Origin of the sequence: Pseudomonas fluorescens, assembly GCF_018614655.1 — a bacterium.
Taxonomy (GTDB): Bacteria; Pseudomonadota; Gammaproteobacteria; order Pseudomonadales; family Pseudomonadaceae; genus Aquipseudomonas; species Aquipseudomonas fluorescens_BX.
Genome location: NZ_JAGGOG010000015.1, coordinates 21,758 through 36,889 on the forward strand (window position 1 = coordinate 21,758; position 15,132 = coordinate 36,889).

Genomic DNA, 15,132 nt, shown 5'->3' on the forward strand with positions numbered 1-15,132 from the left:
TGTTGTCTGCACTGGCCTCTTCGCGAGCAAGCCCGCTCCCACATTCGACCGCGTTCATCCCGTTGAAATGGGATCGAATGTGGGAGCGGGCTTGCTCGCGAATGGCGGCTTCAGCGTTTCACCGCAGTGGGCCTGGAATACTCCGCCCGTTTGCTCAACTGCTCGAACACCGACGGATACGCCGGCCGCTCCACATACCTCCCGGCCCCACGCTCCGCCCGCAAATCCCCATCCACCCAGACCAACTTGCCCTGGCTGATGGTGTGGCTGGGCACACCGCGTACGGTCTTGCCTTCGAAGATGTTGAAGTCCACTTGCTGATGGTGGGTTTTCGCGGAAATGGTCCGTGTGCCTTGGGGATCCCACAGCACCAGGTCGGCATCGGCACCGACACGGATCGCGCCTTTGCGCGGATAGAGGTTGAAGATCTTCGCGGTATTGGTGGAGGTCAGTGCGACGAACTCCTGCATTGAAAGGCGTCCGGTGTTCACGCCTTCGTCCCACAACAGCGCCATGCGGTCTTCGATGCCAGCGGTGCCGTTGGGGATCTTGCTGAAGTCGTCACGGCCGGCGGCTTTTTGCTCGGCGCAGAAGCAGCAATGGTCGGTGGCGGTGGTGTGCAGGTTGCCCGATTGCAGGCCATGCCACAGCGCCTCCTGGTGCCCGCGAGGGCGGAAGGGTGGGCTCATCACGTAGCCGGCGGCGGTCTGCCAGTCCGGGTGCTGGTAGACGCTGTCGTCCAACAGCAAATGCCCGGCCAGGACTTCGCCGTAGACCGGTTGGCCTTTGCTGCGGGCATAGGTGATTTCGTCCAGCGCCTCCTTGGTGGAAACATGCACCAGGTACAGCGGCGTGCCGATGGTTTCAGCGATGCGAATCGCGCGGCTGGCCGCTTCGCCTTCGACTTGTGAAGGGCGCGACAGCGGGTGTGCTTCCGGCCCCGTGATGCCCTGGGCCATCAGCTTGCGTTGCAGGTGATAGACCAGCTCGCCATTTTCGGCGTGCACTGTGGGTACGGCACCCAATTCCAGGCAACGCTCGAAGCTGGCCACCAAGGTATCGTCGGCCGCCATGATCGCGTTCTTGTAGGCCATGAAGTGCTTGAAGCTGTTGATGCCGTGACGGCTGACCAGTTCGGCCATCTCCTCGCGGACCTGCTCGCTCCACCAGGTAATCGCGACGTGAAAACCATAATCAGATGCTGACTTCTCGGCCCAGCCACGCCATTGGTGAAAGGCCTCCAACAAGGATTGCTGCGGATTGGGAATCACAAAGTCGATGATCGACGTCGTACCACCCGCCAGGCCCGCCGCCGTACCACTGAAAAAGTCTTCACTGGCCACCGTGCCCATGAAGGGCAGTTGCATATGGGTATGGGGGTCGATGCCGCCGGGCATCAAGTATTGACCGCTGCCGTCGAGTATCTCGGCACCTGCCGGAATATCCAGATCAGTGCCAATAGCACGGATTAGACCCTCGAAGCACAAGACATCGGCTCGGTAACTTTCATCATGGGTAATAACGGTGGCGCCACGGATCAACAGAGACATGTCGAGTTCCTCACGGGCTTGACCGGCTTGTGCCAGTTCTAAGTGTTGTAATGCATCGCGCCGCAGGTCGGTTAATTCCTGTCAGCGGTGACAGGAATAGAAACTAGCCGGAGTTTTTAGAATGAGCAAGAATAATTTTTATAAGTTTATATTTGTAATAACTAACTGATTTTAAACAATAAAAAATACAAATCACCAAAATGTAGCGACCTCTCACCATTTTGACGCACTTGACAGGTTCCCAATATGAGCAACATTTCTTATTGCAAATCAGACGCTTGAGACATGCCTCTTGACGGGGGCGGGAAATAAAAATAATTGTGTCGCACCAGAATGAGTCCTGAGGGTTCGGACAACTTTCGCGTTATTTGGCCTGAGTAACGCTGCAAGTACCGAGGGGCTTGTCGGTCGATACCATAAAGCTGATAAACATCAGTGAGTTATAGAAGCGGTGCGGACATGGTTACGGCTGGCGGCACGGTTATTGAGTGCAGTGGCGGTTGGCCGGGTCCGTGATGTCATGTTGTCAACGAGGTACTCCGGCCATCCTGCACTCGCTGCGGGATGAGCAAAAATAATTCGAAAAAACCGTGGAGCGGCCATGCAACAGAACAGATCGCAAGTCACCGAACGCGACGGCCTGTACGAACTCGACGCCGGCCCCGACGTCCTCGACAGTCCCCGTTACAACCACGACATCGCACCGACCAAGGTGCACGAACGAACCTGGAACAAGTGGCACATCACCGCGCTGTGGATCGGCATGTCGATCTGTGTGCCGACTTACACCCTGGGCGGCGTGCTGACCGCCTATTTCGGTTTATCAGTGGGGGAGGCGCTGCTGGCCATCTTGCTGGCCAACCTGGTCGTGCTTATCCCCTTGACCCTCAACGCCTTCGCCGGCACCAAGTACGGCATTCCGTTCCCGGTGTTGTTGCGCTCCTCCTTCGGGGTGATCGGCTCCAACGTGCCGTGCCTGATCCGCGCCCTGGTGGCGTGCGGCTGGTTCGGTATCCAGACGATGTTTGGCGGGCTGGCGATCCACTTGTTTCTCGGCTCGATTTTCGAGGGCTGGAAGTCATTGGGCGGCACCGGTGAAGTGATTGGTTTCATGGTCTTCTGGACCCTGAACCTGTGGGTGGTGTTACGCGGCGCCGAGTCGATCAAATGGCTGGAAACCCTGTCTGCTCCGTTGCTGGTGGCTGTGGGTATCGGCCTACTGGTATGGGCCTTGCCCAACGTATCCCTGACGGAACTGATGGCGATCCCGCCTAAGCGGCCGGAGGGTGCCAGCGTCACCAGTTACTTCATGGCCGGGTTGACAGCGATGGTCGGTTTCTGGGCCACCTTGTCGTTGAACATTCCCGACTTCAGTCGCTATGCCAAAAGCCAGAAGGACCAGATCCTCGGGCAGATTTTCGGCTTGCCGCTGACCATGTTCCTGTTCGCCGCCCTCGGTGTGATCATGACCGCGGCTTCGGTAAAACTGGTGGGGGTCAGCGTCTCCGATCCTGTGACGTTGATTGGGCATATCCAGAGCCCGGTGTGGGTAGCTGTGGCCATGGCACTGATCATCATCGCCACCTTGTCCACCAACACGGCGGCGAACATCGTCTCGCCCACCAATGACTTCCAGAACATCGCGCCCAAACTGATCAATCGCACCACGGCGGTGATTCTCACCGGCCTGGTCGGGCTGGCGCTGATGGGGCATGAACTGCTGAAGAAGCTGGGGCTGATCATCTCTGACGTCAGCCTGGAAACCGTCTATTCCAACTGGCTGCTGGGTTACTCAAGCCTCTTGGGGCCGATCGCCGGGATCATGGTGGTGGACTATTTCATCATCAGAAAGCAGCAACTGGACCTGGCAGGTTTGTACCGCGACGACGTGTACCCGGCGTGGAACTGGTACGGCTTTATCGCCTTCGGCGTACCGGTGGTGCTGACGTTGTTGTCGCTGGGCAGTGATGCATTCAGTTGGTTCTACAGCTACGGCTGGTTCACCGGCTCGGCATTGGGCGGGTTGTTGTATTACGGCCTGTGCATGAAGCGCGGGGCCAGCCCGGTTGCCGTGAAAACACCCTTGTAGCGAATGTGAAATGCAATCAAATGTGGGAGCGGGCTTGCTCGCGAAGGCGGTGGGTCAGTCACCAGATGTATTGGCAGATACAACGCTTTCGCGAGCAAGTCGAACCGTCGCACCGCCGCTCCCACATTTGAATCGAGTCAAACCATAAGAATTTTCGCCTGAGGAGATCCCCATGAACGCTGCCACAGACGTTCTGCAATCCACCCATCAGCACATCAACCGCGATCGTTTGTGGCTGTCCCTGATGGAGCTGGCCAAGCTCGGCGCCACGCCCAAAGGCGGTGTCTGCCGCCTGGCCCTGACCGACCTCGACCGCCAAGCCCGTGACCTGTTTGTGAAGTGGTGCGAGGAGGCAGGCTGTACCGTCACCATCGACGGCATCGGCAATATCTTCGCCCGCCGTCCTGGCCGTAATCCCAAATTGCCGCCCGTCATGACCGGCAGCCATATCGACACCCAACCCACCGGTGGCAAGTTCGATGGCTGCTTCGGTGTGCTGGCCGGTGTGGAGGTATTGCGCACCCTCAACGATCTCAATATCGAAACCGAAGCGCCTTTGGAAGTCGTAGTGTGGACCAACGAAGAAGGCTCGCGCTTTCCACCCTGCATGATGGGTTCTGGCGTGTTTGCCGAGAAATTCACCCTGGCCGACACCCTGGCCAAGACCGACGCTGACGGGGTGACCGTCGGTGATGCGTTGAATGCGATTGGCTATGCCGGCACACGTCCGGTCAGCGGGCACAAGGTGGGCGCCTATTTTGAAGCGCATATCGAACAAGGCCCGATCCTTGAGGATGAGCGCAAGACCATCGGCGTGGTGCTCGGCGCCCTGGGCCAGAAATGGTTCGACCTCAAGTTGCGTGGGGTAGAAGCCCATGCCGGTCCGACGCCCATGCACCTGCGCAAGGATGCCCTGGTAGGCGCCGCTGCCGTGGTCGCGGCGGTCAACGCTGCTGCGCTGGGTCATCAACCTCACGCCTGTGGCACCGTCGGTTGCCTGCAAGCGTATCCGGGCTCACGCAACGTCATCCCCGGCGAAGTGCGCATGACCCTGGACTTCCGTCACCTGGAGCCGGCGCGGCTGGACTCGATGATTGCCCAGGTGCGCAAGGTGATCGACGACACCTGTGCCAAACACGGGCTTACGTTCGAGATGGTTCCGACTGCCGACTTCCCGCCGCTGTACTTCGACAAAGGCTGCGTGGACGCCGTGCGTGATGCGGCCAACGGTTTGGGCCTGTCAAACATGGACATTGTCAGCGGGGCAGGGCATGACGCGATCTTCGTGGCGGAACTTGGCCCGGCGGGGATGATTTTCGTGCCGTGTGAAGGGGGTATCAGCCACAACGAAATCGAGAACGCCGCGCCGGATGATTTGGCGGCGGGGTGTGCGGTGTTGTTAAGGGCGATGGTGGCGGCGTCGGCGGCGATTGCCAGTGGGAAGTTGGCGGCCTGAAATGCAGTAAAACATGTGTGGGGGGAGCAAGCCCCCCACCGTTGACCGCGTTGTCATGTCGAACATCAATCAACATGTGGGAGGGGGCTTTTCCACATTTAGAACTGAGGGGCCTGAGAGCGGTGTCAGGCGCCGGGTTGCCAACCGCCACCCAGCGCCGTGACCAACCCGACACTCGCCTGCAACTGCCGCGTCTGCACCGCCTGCAACGTCCGCTGTGCCTGCAACGCGGCCGTCTGCGCCGTCACCACATCCAGATAACTCACCGCACCGGCTTCATAGCTGTTCATCGCCAGTACCTGAGTGTGCTCCGCTGCATTCGCCGCGGCCTGTTCATCCAACGCTTCCTGCTGCAAATCCCGCAGTTGCGCCAGGTTGTCTTCCACCTCACGCACCGCCCGTAAAACCTGGCTGCGGTAATGGGCTGAAGCTTCTTCAAACTCGGCCTTGGCCTGGCGCTCGTTGGCACTCAAGCGTCCACCGTCGAAGATCGGCAGATTGACCAACGGCCCCAGTGCCCAGTACCGATTAGCCGCCGAGAACACGTTGCCGACGCCTTGGGTTTGCCCGCCAATCAGCCCGGTCAGACTGAAGTCCGGGTACCACGCCGCCTTGGCCACGCCGATGTTGGCGTTGGCTGCAAACACCCGCCGTTCCGCCGCAGCGATATCGGGCCGACGTTGCAGCAGGTGGCTCGGCAGTTGCTGTGGAATACCCGGCAACGCAATCAGTTGGTGGCTTGGCGGCAGTTGGAAGTTACTGGCTGACACGCCCACCAACTCACCCATCGCATGCTCGGTAAGGTTGCGCTGGCCACGCACGTCATCCAGTTGCGCCTCGGCTTCGGCCAGTTGGCTTTGCGCACGGGTCAGGTCCAGTTCCGAGGCGATCTGGCCCTCGTAACGGCTGCGGGTGAGTTGCAATGCCTGGCCGAAATCATCCAGGGATTTGCTGAGAATCCGGCTCTGGGCATCCAGCCCGTTGAGCTGCACATACAACGTCGCCAGTTGATGTTGCAGGCTCAGACGCGCCACCGCCAGGTCATCGCCGGACGCCTGGGCCTGGGCGTCACCGGCCGCTACCTGGTTGCGGATCTTGCCCCACACATCCAGGTCGTAACTCAGGGAGAAACCGGCGGTGTTGCTGTTGTACACCGAAGGCTGCGTATCACCGCGCAGGGGCCGACTGTCCGACTGGCGCTGGCGCAACGGCTGCGCACTGGCAGTGATCTGCGGGAACAATCCAGCATGCAATTGGCTGGCATACGCTTGGGACGCATCGAAATGCGCCAACGCCGCGGCCAAATCCGGATTGGCCTTCAACAGCTGTTGTTGCAGGTCATCCAGGCGCGGGTCCTGATACAGCAACCACCATTGCGGCGCCAGTTGGTCGGCGGGTTGCGCGCTGTGCCACGGGCCATCGCTGGTCTGTTCGCGGTACTGCGCCGGCAGGTCAATCGCCGGCACTGTGTAGCGGGGCGCCATCGAGCAGCCTTGCAGCGCCAGCAACACCAGCGCGGCGAGGGGTTTAAGCCTTGGGCGCATGAGCACCTCCGGCGTCGGCCAGTTGCACGAAGTCACCTTCACGCAGGGCATCCGGTGGGTTGTCGATCACACGGTCGGCGGGTTTGAGGCCCTGGTCGATCACCAGGCGTTCGCCCAGGTCCAGGCCGATGTGGATGTCTTGCAGGTGCACATGGTTGTTCGCATCCAGCACGGCAACCTGAGTGCCCTCGGCGCGGAAGATCAGCGAACTGGCAGGAATGCTGACGCCATGGGTATCCGCCGGAATCGGCAGGGTGGCTTCGGTGTAGTCTCCGGGCAGCAACTGGCCGTCGGGGTTATCGGCGATGAACTGGGCAAGCAGGGTGCCCGAGCGGCGGTCGATGGCGGTGGAGTCGCCCATCAACCGTGCGCTGAAGTGTTTGCCAGGATGCTCGGGGACCGTCAGTTGTGCTTCAAGCCCTGGGTGAATCACCGCTGCATAGTTCTGCGGCACCGGCACGTAGAGGCGTAGTTGATGGGTGTCGGCGATGTCGAACAGTTCCGGATCGCTGTCGCTGTCGGCCTTGATCAACTGGCCGATATCGGTGTTGCGCGCGGTGATGACGCCGGCGAATGGCGCGCGGATGGTCTTGTAGTCCTCCAGCGCCGAGAGCCGTGCATAGTCGGCTGCGGCCGCCTGGGCATTGGCTTTGGCAGCGGCGGCATTCGAGGTTTTTTCATCGGCTTCCTGACGGGACACCGAATGGCTGGCCAGCAGGTTTTGCCAGCGGGTCGCGGTGGTTTGGGCCAGGCGCGCATTGGCCTGTTCCTGGATCAGCCGGGCGTGGGTCTGTGCCACTTGCTGATCAAGGTCGGGGCTGTCGATTTCGGCGAGGATCTGTCCGGCTTTGACGTGGGCGCCGATGTCGACTTTCCAGTCTTTCAGATAACCGCTGACCCGCGCATGGATCGGAGCCTTGCTCCAGGCTTCCAGGTGTGCGGGCAAGCGCAGGGTGTCGCCCGCGACGTTTTGCTTGGGCTGGAACACCATCACTTGCGGTACTGCGGTGGTTTCGGTCCAGGCAGTAACGGCTTTTTCGTGCATTGTGCGGGCGTGCAGGCCGTTGGCGACCAACAGGGCGGCCAGGGTAAGGCCGCCGATACCCATGAGCATCAGACGCTTGCGCGAGGGTTTGTGATCAGACGACATGTGAGGCTTCTCCAGCAACAGCGCGAGTGGGATGACGACCGTGGACCAGGCTGAAGACCACGGGAACAAACAGCAGGGTGGCGGTGGTGGCGAGGATCAGGCCACCGATGACTGCCCGGCCCAGCGGGGCGTTCTGTTCCTCAGACAAGGCCAGGGGTAGCATGCCGATGATCATCGCCAGCGCCGTCATGCACACCGGCCGGAAACGGGTGTAGCCGGCCTCCAGCGCGGCCTTCAAGGCATCGCCGTGTTCGGCCAGGCGCTCTCGACAGAAACTCACCACCAGGATCGAGTTGGCGGTGGCTACCCCCATACACAGAATGGCTCCCGTCAGCGCCGGCACCGACAGCGAGGTGCCACTGAGAAACAGCATCCACACGATCCCGGCGAGCGCCGCGGGCAGGGCGGTGATGATCACAAACGGGTCGACCCAGGATTGGAAGTTCACCACGATCAACAGGTAGATCAGCACCACCGCGCCCAACAGGCCGAAGCTCAAACCGCTGAAGGCTTCGTGCAGGGCGTCGATCTGCCCGTGGAGGCTGATGGTCGCGCCTTTGGGGCGCATGGAGGCGGTGTCATCGAGGATTTTTTGCACGTCACGGGCGACGCCGCCGAGGTCGCGGCCTTGCACGTTGGCGTACAGGTCCAGGGTCGGTTCGATATTGTAGTGGGTGACCACCGCCGGGCTTTGCACGCGGGAAATGCTTGCCACGCCACCAAGGATTTGCGACTGCCCATCGGCACCGGTGACCGGCAAGGCTTCCAGTGCCGGCAAGCTGTCGAGACGGTATTGCGGCGTCGCGGCGACGATCGAATAGGACACGCCGTTGGCCGGGTTAAGCCAGAAGGTCGGTGCTGTTTGCGAGCTGCCGGCCAGTGACGCGACCATGCTGTTGGTCACGTCGCGCTCGGTAATGCCCAGGCCATTGGCGCGCATGCGGTCGACGTTGACTTGCAGCGACGGATAGCCGGTGGACTGTTGGATACGCAAGTCAGCAATGCCCGGCACATGTTGCAGCCGGCGTTCCAGCTCCAGGGCATAGGCACGGTTTTCTTCGTCACTGCGCCCGGAAATCTTCACGTCCAAGGGGGCTGGTGCGCCGAAATTGAGGATCTGGCTACTGATGTCCGCCGGCAAGAACGCGAAGTGGCTGCCGGGGAAACTTTCGGGCAGGGCTTCACGGAGTTTTTTCACGTAGTCGGCGGTGGGGCTGTGCTCGGCCTTGAGGCTGACTTGGATATCGCCGTCCTGCGGGCCGATAGTGCCGCTGCTGCTGTAGGCCATGTCGATCCCGCTCAAGGGAATGCCGATGTTATCGACGATGGTGTCCAGTTGTTCCGCCGGAATGATCTCGCGGATACGTGCTTCGATTCGGTCAAAGGCGGCAGCGCTTTCCTCGATCCGCGTGCCTAAAGGCAGGCGTACATGCATCGCCAGCGCGCCGGCATCAGTGGCCGGGAAAAAGTCCTGGCCCAGGCTTGGCAGCAGCAGGAATGAGGCGAGGACGCAGGCCAGAAAACCGACGATAAAGCGTTTGCGATAACCCAGGGCCAGGGCCAGCAGGCCATGGTAAATATCGCGCACATTGGAGAAGCGGCGCTCGAAACCCTGCTGGAAATTCAATACCGCTTGCAGGGCTGCATGGCGCTGGGGTTTATGCTGTTCACCTTCGTGATGGTTGATGAATTCATCTTCCGGGTGATGTCCCGGGCCTGGCTCCGGCGCATGGGGTTTGAGCAGGTACATCGCCAGCGTCGGCACCAGTGTTCGCGACAGAATGAACGAACTGGCCATGGCAAAGATCACCGCCAGGGCCATTGGCCGGAACAGGTAGCCGGCGATGCCTTGCAGCATGAACATCGGCACAAACACGATGCAGATACACAGCAAGGATACGAACGCCGGGCCGACGATCTGTTTGGCGCCGTCGAGGATTGCGGTCTTAACCGCCTTGCCTTGCTCCAGGTGCCAGTTGATGTTCTCGATGGTCACCGTGGCGTCGTCCACCAGGATCCCCACCGCCAGCGCCAGCCCGCCGAGGGTCATGACGTTGAGGGTCTGGCCGCTGACTGCCAACAGGGCGATGGCTGACAATACGGCGAGGGGTATCGAGGCGGTGATGATCAAGGTCGAGCGCCAACTGCCCAGGAACAGCAGGATCATCGCACTGGTCAGCAGCGCAGCGATGATGCCTTCCTGGGCAACGCTGCCCACCGATTGTTTGACGAATACCGACGCATCACCCAACAGCGAAGTCTTCAGCGACGGCGGCAGAGTTTCATTGATCCGCGGCAGCATCTGACGAATGCCATCGATGATCGACAGGGTGGAGATGCTGCCGTTTTTTAGCGCCGGCATCAGCACGGCGCGATGGCCGTCGACCCGCACAATGTTGGTCTGCGGAGGCGAGCCATCACGTACATGAGCCACTTGGCCGATGGTGATGATTGCGCCGTTGACGGTCTTGATCGGCAGGTCGTTCAGCTCATCAATGGCTTTGGGGCTGTTGTTGAGCAGGATCGTGTATTCGTTGGAGCCGAGTTTTGCGGTGCCCACCGGGATGATCTGGTTCTGCAAGGCCAGCGCGTTGCCCACGTCCTGGGCGGACAGACCCTTGGCGGCCAAGGCTTGTGGGTCGAGGTCAAGCGTGATCTGGCGTTGTTTGCCGCCCATGGGAGTCGGCATGGCCAGGCCGGGCAGGGCGCTCAGGGGCAGGCGGATATTGTTCTGTACCAGGTCGCGGATCTTCGCCTCGGAGAGGGTCGGGCTGGAGAATGCCATCTGCAGGATCGGCACCGTGGAGGCGCTGTAGTTGAGGATCAGCGGTGGGGTGATGCCTGGCGGCATTTGCTTGAGTACGGTTTGTGACACCGCGGTGACTTGGGCGTTGGCGGTGCGGATATCCACGCCGGGCTGGAAGAAGATCTTCACGATGCCCATGCCCGGCAACGACTGGGACTCGATGTGTTCGATGTCGTTGACCGTGGTACTCAGGGAGCGTTCGTAGGTGTAGATCACGCGGCCGGCCATGGCGTCCGGCGACAGGCCGTTGTACTGCCAGACCACCGCCACCACGGGGATGCCGATATCGGGGAATACGTCGGTGGGGGTACGCAAGGCCGCCATGGGCCCGATGATGCAGATGAAAATCGCCAGCACGATAAACGTGTAGGGCTTGAGCAGTGCGGTCTTTACCAGCCCGAGCATGCCATAACCTCCAAAGGAGTGGGATTGCAAACCCCGGCAGTCTTGCCCGACCCACCTAACACGCACCTTTCAGCCAAGTGAAGGAAGTTTTAGGTAATGCCTGAAGATCCTTTCATACGTATTCATTTGTTCAACAATGCTGGGCGTAACAGGCTGGATACCGATCGGACGAGGCACCTTTTGCCCGTTCAATATTGTCCTTCTGGAGTTCTGCCATGTCCCTCAAACCCTTGTTGTTGATCCCGGCCTTGAGTGCGGTCCTGCTGTTGTCGGCCTGCGCTGGTCCCATGCCGCAACCGGACCCGAGTGAAGCCTGGATCGGCCTGCAAGAGGAAGCGCCCAACGACCTGATGGCCGAGCGGGTAGACGGTAAGCGCATTGATGATGGCCGCTACTTTGAAGTCAAACCTGGCGCCCATCGTCTCGACGTGACCCTGTTTGAAGAAGAGGCGGGCGACGACAATCAGCAGGACTGCCAGGGCCATGTCGACTACAGGAATTTCAAGGCCGGTGAGCATTACACCTTGGTGGAGTCAAGCCTGGGCACCACCGTACGGGCCGAACTGATGGATGGGCATGGCAAGGAAGTGGCGCATACCCAGGACTTCAATTGCATGCCGGGTTGAGGCAGGGTCAGGCGTGGTGGTGCATGGCGGGTTTGTGCGACTCCTCGGGTGCCGCAGGTTTTACCTGTGGAGGATGATGCCGGCGGGTGACTCGCAGTACACCCCACAGCATGGCGCCGGCCACCGAAAGCCAGCCGCATACCAGTAGGAAAATCGTTGTCGTCAGGCTCATGAGTGCCTCCTTTTGCCCTGTGCAGGGCACACACTGTCTGTTCAATGGACAGTCTAGCTACTGGACCGTTGCGTGCTATTGACCAATGGTCGTGTGCGTCCAACTTGTTTGCTCTATGCCGGGCCATTTACTGCGGTTCAAGGCTATACCCCGGTTCAAGAGCGTCCTATGATCAACGCCCACGTCGGCATTTGATCAAGAGAGTGATGAAGTTGCGGTTACGGTCGAACGTTAAAACCTCCTGGCTGTTGGCAGTCTGTGTTCTGGGGCTGGCGGCCTGCGCCGGGCACCCGTCGAAAATCCAGGGCCTGCCGGAGCGGGTCGAGCTCAATGGCGTGGCGGGCTTCCGCACTGAGGCCTATCTGAGTGGTCCTTCTGCCTTGGCCAGCATGCTGTCCCAACAAGGCATTGTGATTACACCGGGGCTGCTGGATAAGCCGTTGCATTTGCCGGGTGCCGAGGCGGACCTTGAGCGCAATATGCAGGTACTGGCCCGGGAGTATGGCCTGCTGGTCTATCCGCTGGATCCCAAGCTACCGGCGTTATTGACGCAAGTGGCGGCCGGGTATCCGGTCATGGTACGGATTACCGAGGGTTCGACCTTCTGGTCCGGACCGCGTTACGCCGTGCTGGTGGGCTTCAACCAGCAGAAAGGCACGGTGTTGTTGCGTTCGGGGATGAATCGACGGCTGCTGATGGGCTTCAGTGCTTTTGAGTCCGCGTGGGAGAGTGCTGGTCATTGGGCGATCCTGGTCCAGCGACCAAGCCAATTGCCAGCCAACGTGGATACCCGGCGTTGGCAGCAAGCCGCCAGTGCTTTGGCCCAGGCAGGGCAGGAGCAGGCGGCGGCCCAGGCACTCAAGGTGCTGGCCACGAAACCATAAAAAACGGCGCTCAAGGGCGCCGTTTTTTATTGTGCTCGAAAACCTTTTAGCGCTCGGATGTCTGCACCACACCCTGACGGTTTTTCAAGTTCTTGTCAGCCTTATAGCGCAGGGCCACGTCTGGTACCGAGCCGCTCTTGCCGGTTTCAACCCAATTGCGAATGCGGCTGGCATCGGCAAAGTGCGTGAATTTGCCGAACGCGTCGAGGATCACCAGCGACACCGGACGATTACCCATGCTTGTCACCAGCACCAGGCAGTGGCCAGCCTGGTTGGTAAAGCCGGTCTTGGTCAGCTTGATGTCCCAGTTGGCGCGGTTGATCAAGTGGTCGGTGTTGGAAAAACCCAAGGTGTAGTTGGGCTTGCGAAAGGCCACGGTTTTTTCCTTGGTGGTGCTCAGTTGGCTGAGCATCGGGTACTTGCGTGCGGCTGCCAGCAACTTGCTCAAGTCACGTGCCGTCGAGACGTTATGGATCGACAGGCCGGTGGGCTCGACATAGTGGGTGTTGGTCATGCCCAGCGCCTTGGCCTTGGCGTTCATTGCTGCAATAAAGGCTGCGTAGCCGCCCGGGTAGTGGTGGGCGAGGCTGGCGGCGGCGCGGTTTTCCGACGACATCAGGGCAATCAGCAGCATTTCTTTGCGCGGCATTTCGCTGCCGATCTTGACCCGGGAGAACACACCTTTCATTTCCGGCGTGTCGTTGATGTTGATGTCGATGTATTCATCCATGTTCTGCTTGGCTTCCAGCACGATCAAGCCGGTCATCAGCTTGCTCACCGAAGCGATCGGCACGACCACGTCCGGGTTGCTGGAGTAGATGACCTTGTTGGTCTGCAGGTCCACCAGCATCGCACTGCCGGAGGCGATGTGCAGTTGCGAGGTGTCTCGAGGGGCAATAATGGTTTCGCTGGCGTCGACGTTGGCGCTGACGAATGTGCCTGTAAGTGCAAAAAATAGGCTGACGATAGAAAGACGAATTTTCACGCGGATGAACTCGCTAAAAAGTAGGGATATACCGTTCTGCAACGGGCGTTCTGACAAATGACGTTACATTCTGGAAGTATGGATCAGAAATTGTCGAATGTGCTTCTAAAACCAGACGAAAGCCCTTAAAAACAAAGAAAAAAGTGATTTTTTTCCAGCCAATAAAAAGCCCCGCCATAAGGCAGGGCTTTTTCAGAACCGCTGGTTATTAGTCGTGCAGGGTTTCTGCCGCGTACAGCGTGTTTTCCAGCAGGCAGGCACGGGTCATCGGGCCAACGCCGCCCGGAACCGGCGTAATCCAGCCGGCACGAGGCAGGGCGGTTTCATACACCACGTCGCCCACCAGTTTGCCGTCATCCTGACGGTTGATGCCCACATCAATGACGATAGCGCCTTCCTTGATCCATTCACCTTTCACCAGGCCCGGCTTGCCGGCGGCGACCACCACCAGGTCGGCGCGGCCGACATGGCCTGCCAGGTCTTTGGTGAAGCGATGGGTAACGGTCACGGTGCAACCGGCCAGCAGCAGCTCCATGGCCATCGGGCGACCCACGATGTTGGAGGCGCCGACAACGACCGCGTCCAGACCGTAAAGATCAACGCCGGTGCTTTCCAGCAGGGTCATGATGCCCTTCGGGGTGCAAGGGCGCAGCAGGGGAATACGTTGGGCCAGACGACCGACGTTATAAGGATGGAAGCCATCAACGTCTTTGTCCGGGCGGATGCGTTCCAGCAACCTGGACGCGTCCAGATGCTCTGGCAAAGGCAACTGCAGCAGGATGCCATCGATGCTCGGGTCGTCGTTGAGGCTGTCGATCAGGTCGGTGAGGGCCTGTTGGGTGGTATCGGAAGGCAAGTCATAGGCCTTGGAAATAAAGCCGACCTCTTCACAGTCTTTACGCTTGTGCGAGACATAAACCTGAGAGGCGGGATCGCTGCCGACCAGGATCACCGCGAGCCCCGGCGTGCGCAGGCCTTGCTGGCGACGCTCGGCGACACGTTTGGCGATCTGCTGGCGCAGGCTGGCGGCGATCGATTTGCCGTCGATAAGTTGTGCAGTCATTACGCGTGATTAACCATCGAGAGGGAGAAGAAAAGAGCACGCATTCTCGCATGTCGTGACGTAAGGGCAAAGGCGCTTGGTCTGCAAATACCCCTAACCCCTTAAATAAAATGAATTTTTTTCAAAAAGGATTTGACGGGTTTGGGGGGCATCTATACTATTCGTCGCACTTGTCGGGCACAGCCTAGCACTGGTTCAGAAGGTCTAGCAGAATTGTTGTTCTGATAGACTGGAAAGCACTTAGTTTGTAATCCTCAAAGAGTACAGATTAATAAGGCGCCCGTAGCTCAGCTGGATAGAGCATCCGCCTTCTAAGCGGATGGTCGCAGGTTCGAGTCCTGCCGGGTGCGCCATTAGGCAGCTTTGGCACAAGTAGCGCTATATGGTGGGCGTAGCTCAGTT

General features: G+C 59.8%; 11 protein-coding genes and 1 tRNA gene. 5 read left to right on the forward strand and 7 right to left on the reverse strand.

Features of this window, described 5'->3' with window-relative positions; genetic code table 11:
- Positions 1-110: 110 nt before the first annotated feature.
- Complete coding sequence (gene hydA, locus J7E41_RS15870) at positions 111-1,550, reverse strand: dihydropyrimidinase (RefSeq protein ID WP_214994236.1); 1,440 nt, start codon at positions 1,548-1,550, stop codon at positions 111-113.
- A 601-nt stretch (positions 1,551-2,151) separates the two neighbouring features.
- Here hydA and J7E41_RS15875 point away from each other — a divergent pair.
- Positions 2,152-3,639: an NCS1 family nucleobase:cation symporter-1 gene (locus tag J7E41_RS15875; protein ID WP_214994239.1), complete on the forward strand. Its 1,488-nt coding sequence runs from the start codon at positions 2,152-2,154 to the stop codon at positions 3,637-3,639.
- Positions 3,640-3,811: 172 nt separating this feature from the next.
- Entirely contained in the window at positions 3,812-5,095 is a 1,284-nt protein-coding gene (locus J7E41_RS15880) for a Zn-dependent hydrolase (RefSeq protein ID WP_214994241.1), read from the forward strand.
- Positions 5,096-5,220: 125 nt separating this feature from the next.
- Here J7E41_RS15880 and J7E41_RS15885 read toward each other — a convergent pair whose 3' ends face one another.
- Genes J7E41_RS15885 through J7E41_RS15895 form a run of 3 tightly spaced genes read right to left on the reverse strand, consistent with a single transcriptional unit; the run spans position 5,221 to position 11,000 of the window.
- Positions 5,221-6,639 carry an efflux transporter outer membrane subunit gene (locus tag J7E41_RS15885; protein WP_214994242.1) on the reverse strand — a complete coding sequence of 473 codons (1,419 nt, stop codon included), beginning with the start codon at positions 6,637-6,639 and terminating at the stop codon, positions 5,221-5,223.
- A complete protein-coding gene (locus J7E41_RS15890; RefSeq protein ID WP_214994243.1) occupies positions 6,623-7,789 on the reverse strand; it encodes an efflux RND transporter periplasmic adaptor subunit in 1,167 nt (388 codons plus the stop codon). The genes J7E41_RS15885 and J7E41_RS15890 overlap by 17 nt, the downstream gene beginning before the upstream one ends.
- Positions 7,779-11,000: an efflux RND transporter permease subunit gene (locus J7E41_RS15895; protein WP_214994244.1), complete on the reverse strand. Its 3,222-nt coding sequence runs from the start codon at positions 10,998-11,000 to the stop codon at positions 7,779-7,781. Before J7E41_RS15895 ends, J7E41_RS15890 begins: the two co-directional genes overlap by 11 nt.
- Before the next feature lie 215 nt (positions 11,001-11,215).
- Here J7E41_RS15895 and J7E41_RS15900 point away from each other — a divergent pair, with 215 nt between their 5' ends.
- Positions 11,216-11,626, forward strand: a complete 411-nt coding sequence (locus tag J7E41_RS15900; protein WP_214994245.1) for a hypothetical protein — start codon at positions 11,216-11,218, stop codon at positions 11,624-11,626.
- A 7-nt stretch (positions 11,627-11,633) separates the two neighbouring features.
- Here J7E41_RS15900 and J7E41_RS15905 read toward each other — a convergent pair whose 3' ends face one another.
- Positions 11,634-11,798: a hypothetical protein gene (locus J7E41_RS15905; RefSeq protein ID WP_214994247.1), complete on the reverse strand. Its 165-nt coding sequence runs from the start codon at positions 11,796-11,798 to the stop codon at positions 11,634-11,636.
- 212 nt (positions 11,799-12,010) lie between these two features.
- Here J7E41_RS15905 and J7E41_RS15910 point away from each other — a divergent pair, with 212 nt between their 5' ends.
- A complete protein-coding gene (locus tag J7E41_RS15910) occupies positions 12,011-12,682 on the forward strand; it encodes a peptidase C39 family protein (RefSeq protein ID WP_214994256.1) in 672 nt (223 codons plus the stop codon).
- Between the two features lie 46 nt (positions 12,683-12,728).
- Here the strand turns inward: J7E41_RS15910 and pbpG are convergent, their stop codons facing one another.
- Together pbpG and folD are read right to left on the reverse strand one after the other, a co-directional pair.
- Positions 12,729-13,667, reverse strand: a complete 939-nt coding sequence (pbpG, locus tag J7E41_RS15915; protein WP_214994249.1) for a D-alanyl-D-alanine endopeptidase — start codon at positions 13,665-13,667, stop codon at positions 12,729-12,731.
- A 208-nt stretch (positions 13,668-13,875) separates the two neighbouring features.
- Positions 13,876-14,730 carry a bifunctional methylenetetrahydrofolate dehydrogenase/methenyltetrahydrofolate cyclohydrolase FolD gene (folD, locus tag J7E41_RS15920; protein WP_214994251.1) on the reverse strand — a complete coding sequence of 285 codons (855 nt, stop codon included), beginning with the start codon at positions 14,728-14,730 and terminating at the stop codon, positions 13,876-13,878.
- 276 nt (positions 14,731-15,006) lie between these two features.
- Here folD and J7E41_RS15925 point away from each other — a divergent pair.
- Positions 15,007-15,083 (forward strand) — tRNA-Arg (locus tag J7E41_RS15925).
- Positions 15,084-15,132 lie beyond the last annotated feature (49 nt).

Excerpts from the sequence above, each read along its gene's own strand:
- J7E41_RS15885 (WP_214994242.1), bottom strand. The coding sequence starts at position 6,639 with ATGCGCCCAAGGCTTAAACCCCTCGCCGCGCTGGTGTTGCTGGCGCTG.
- J7E41_RS15875 (WP_214994239.1), top strand. The coding sequence starts at position 2,152 with ATGCAACAGAACAGATCGCAAGTCACCGAACGCGACGGCCTGTACGAA.
- hydA (WP_214994236.1), bottom strand. The coding sequence starts at position 1,550 with ATGTCTCTGTTGATCCGTGGCGCCACCGTTATTACCCATGATGAAAGT.
- J7E41_RS15895 (WP_214994244.1), bottom strand. The coding sequence starts at position 11,000 with ATGCTCGGGCTGGTAAAGACCGCACTGCTCAAGCCCTACACGTTTATC.
- J7E41_RS15905 (WP_214994247.1), bottom strand. The coding sequence starts at position 11,798 with ATGAGCCTGACGACAACGATTTTCCTACTGGTATGCGGCTGGCTTTCG.
- J7E41_RS15880 (WP_214994241.1), top strand. The coding sequence starts at position 3,812 with ATGAACGCTGCCACAGACGTTCTGCAATCCACCCATCAGCACATCAAC.
- J7E41_RS15900 (WP_214994245.1), top strand. The coding sequence starts at position 11,216 with ATGTCCCTCAAACCCTTGTTGTTGATCCCGGCCTTGAGTGCGGTCCTG.
- folD (WP_214994251.1), bottom strand. The coding sequence starts at position 14,730 with ATGACTGCACAACTTATCGACGGCAAATCGATCGCCGCCAGCCTGCGC.
- J7E41_RS15890 (WP_214994243.1), bottom strand. The coding sequence starts at position 7,789 with ATGTCGTCTGATCACAAACCCTCGCGCAAGCGTCTGATGCTCATGGGT.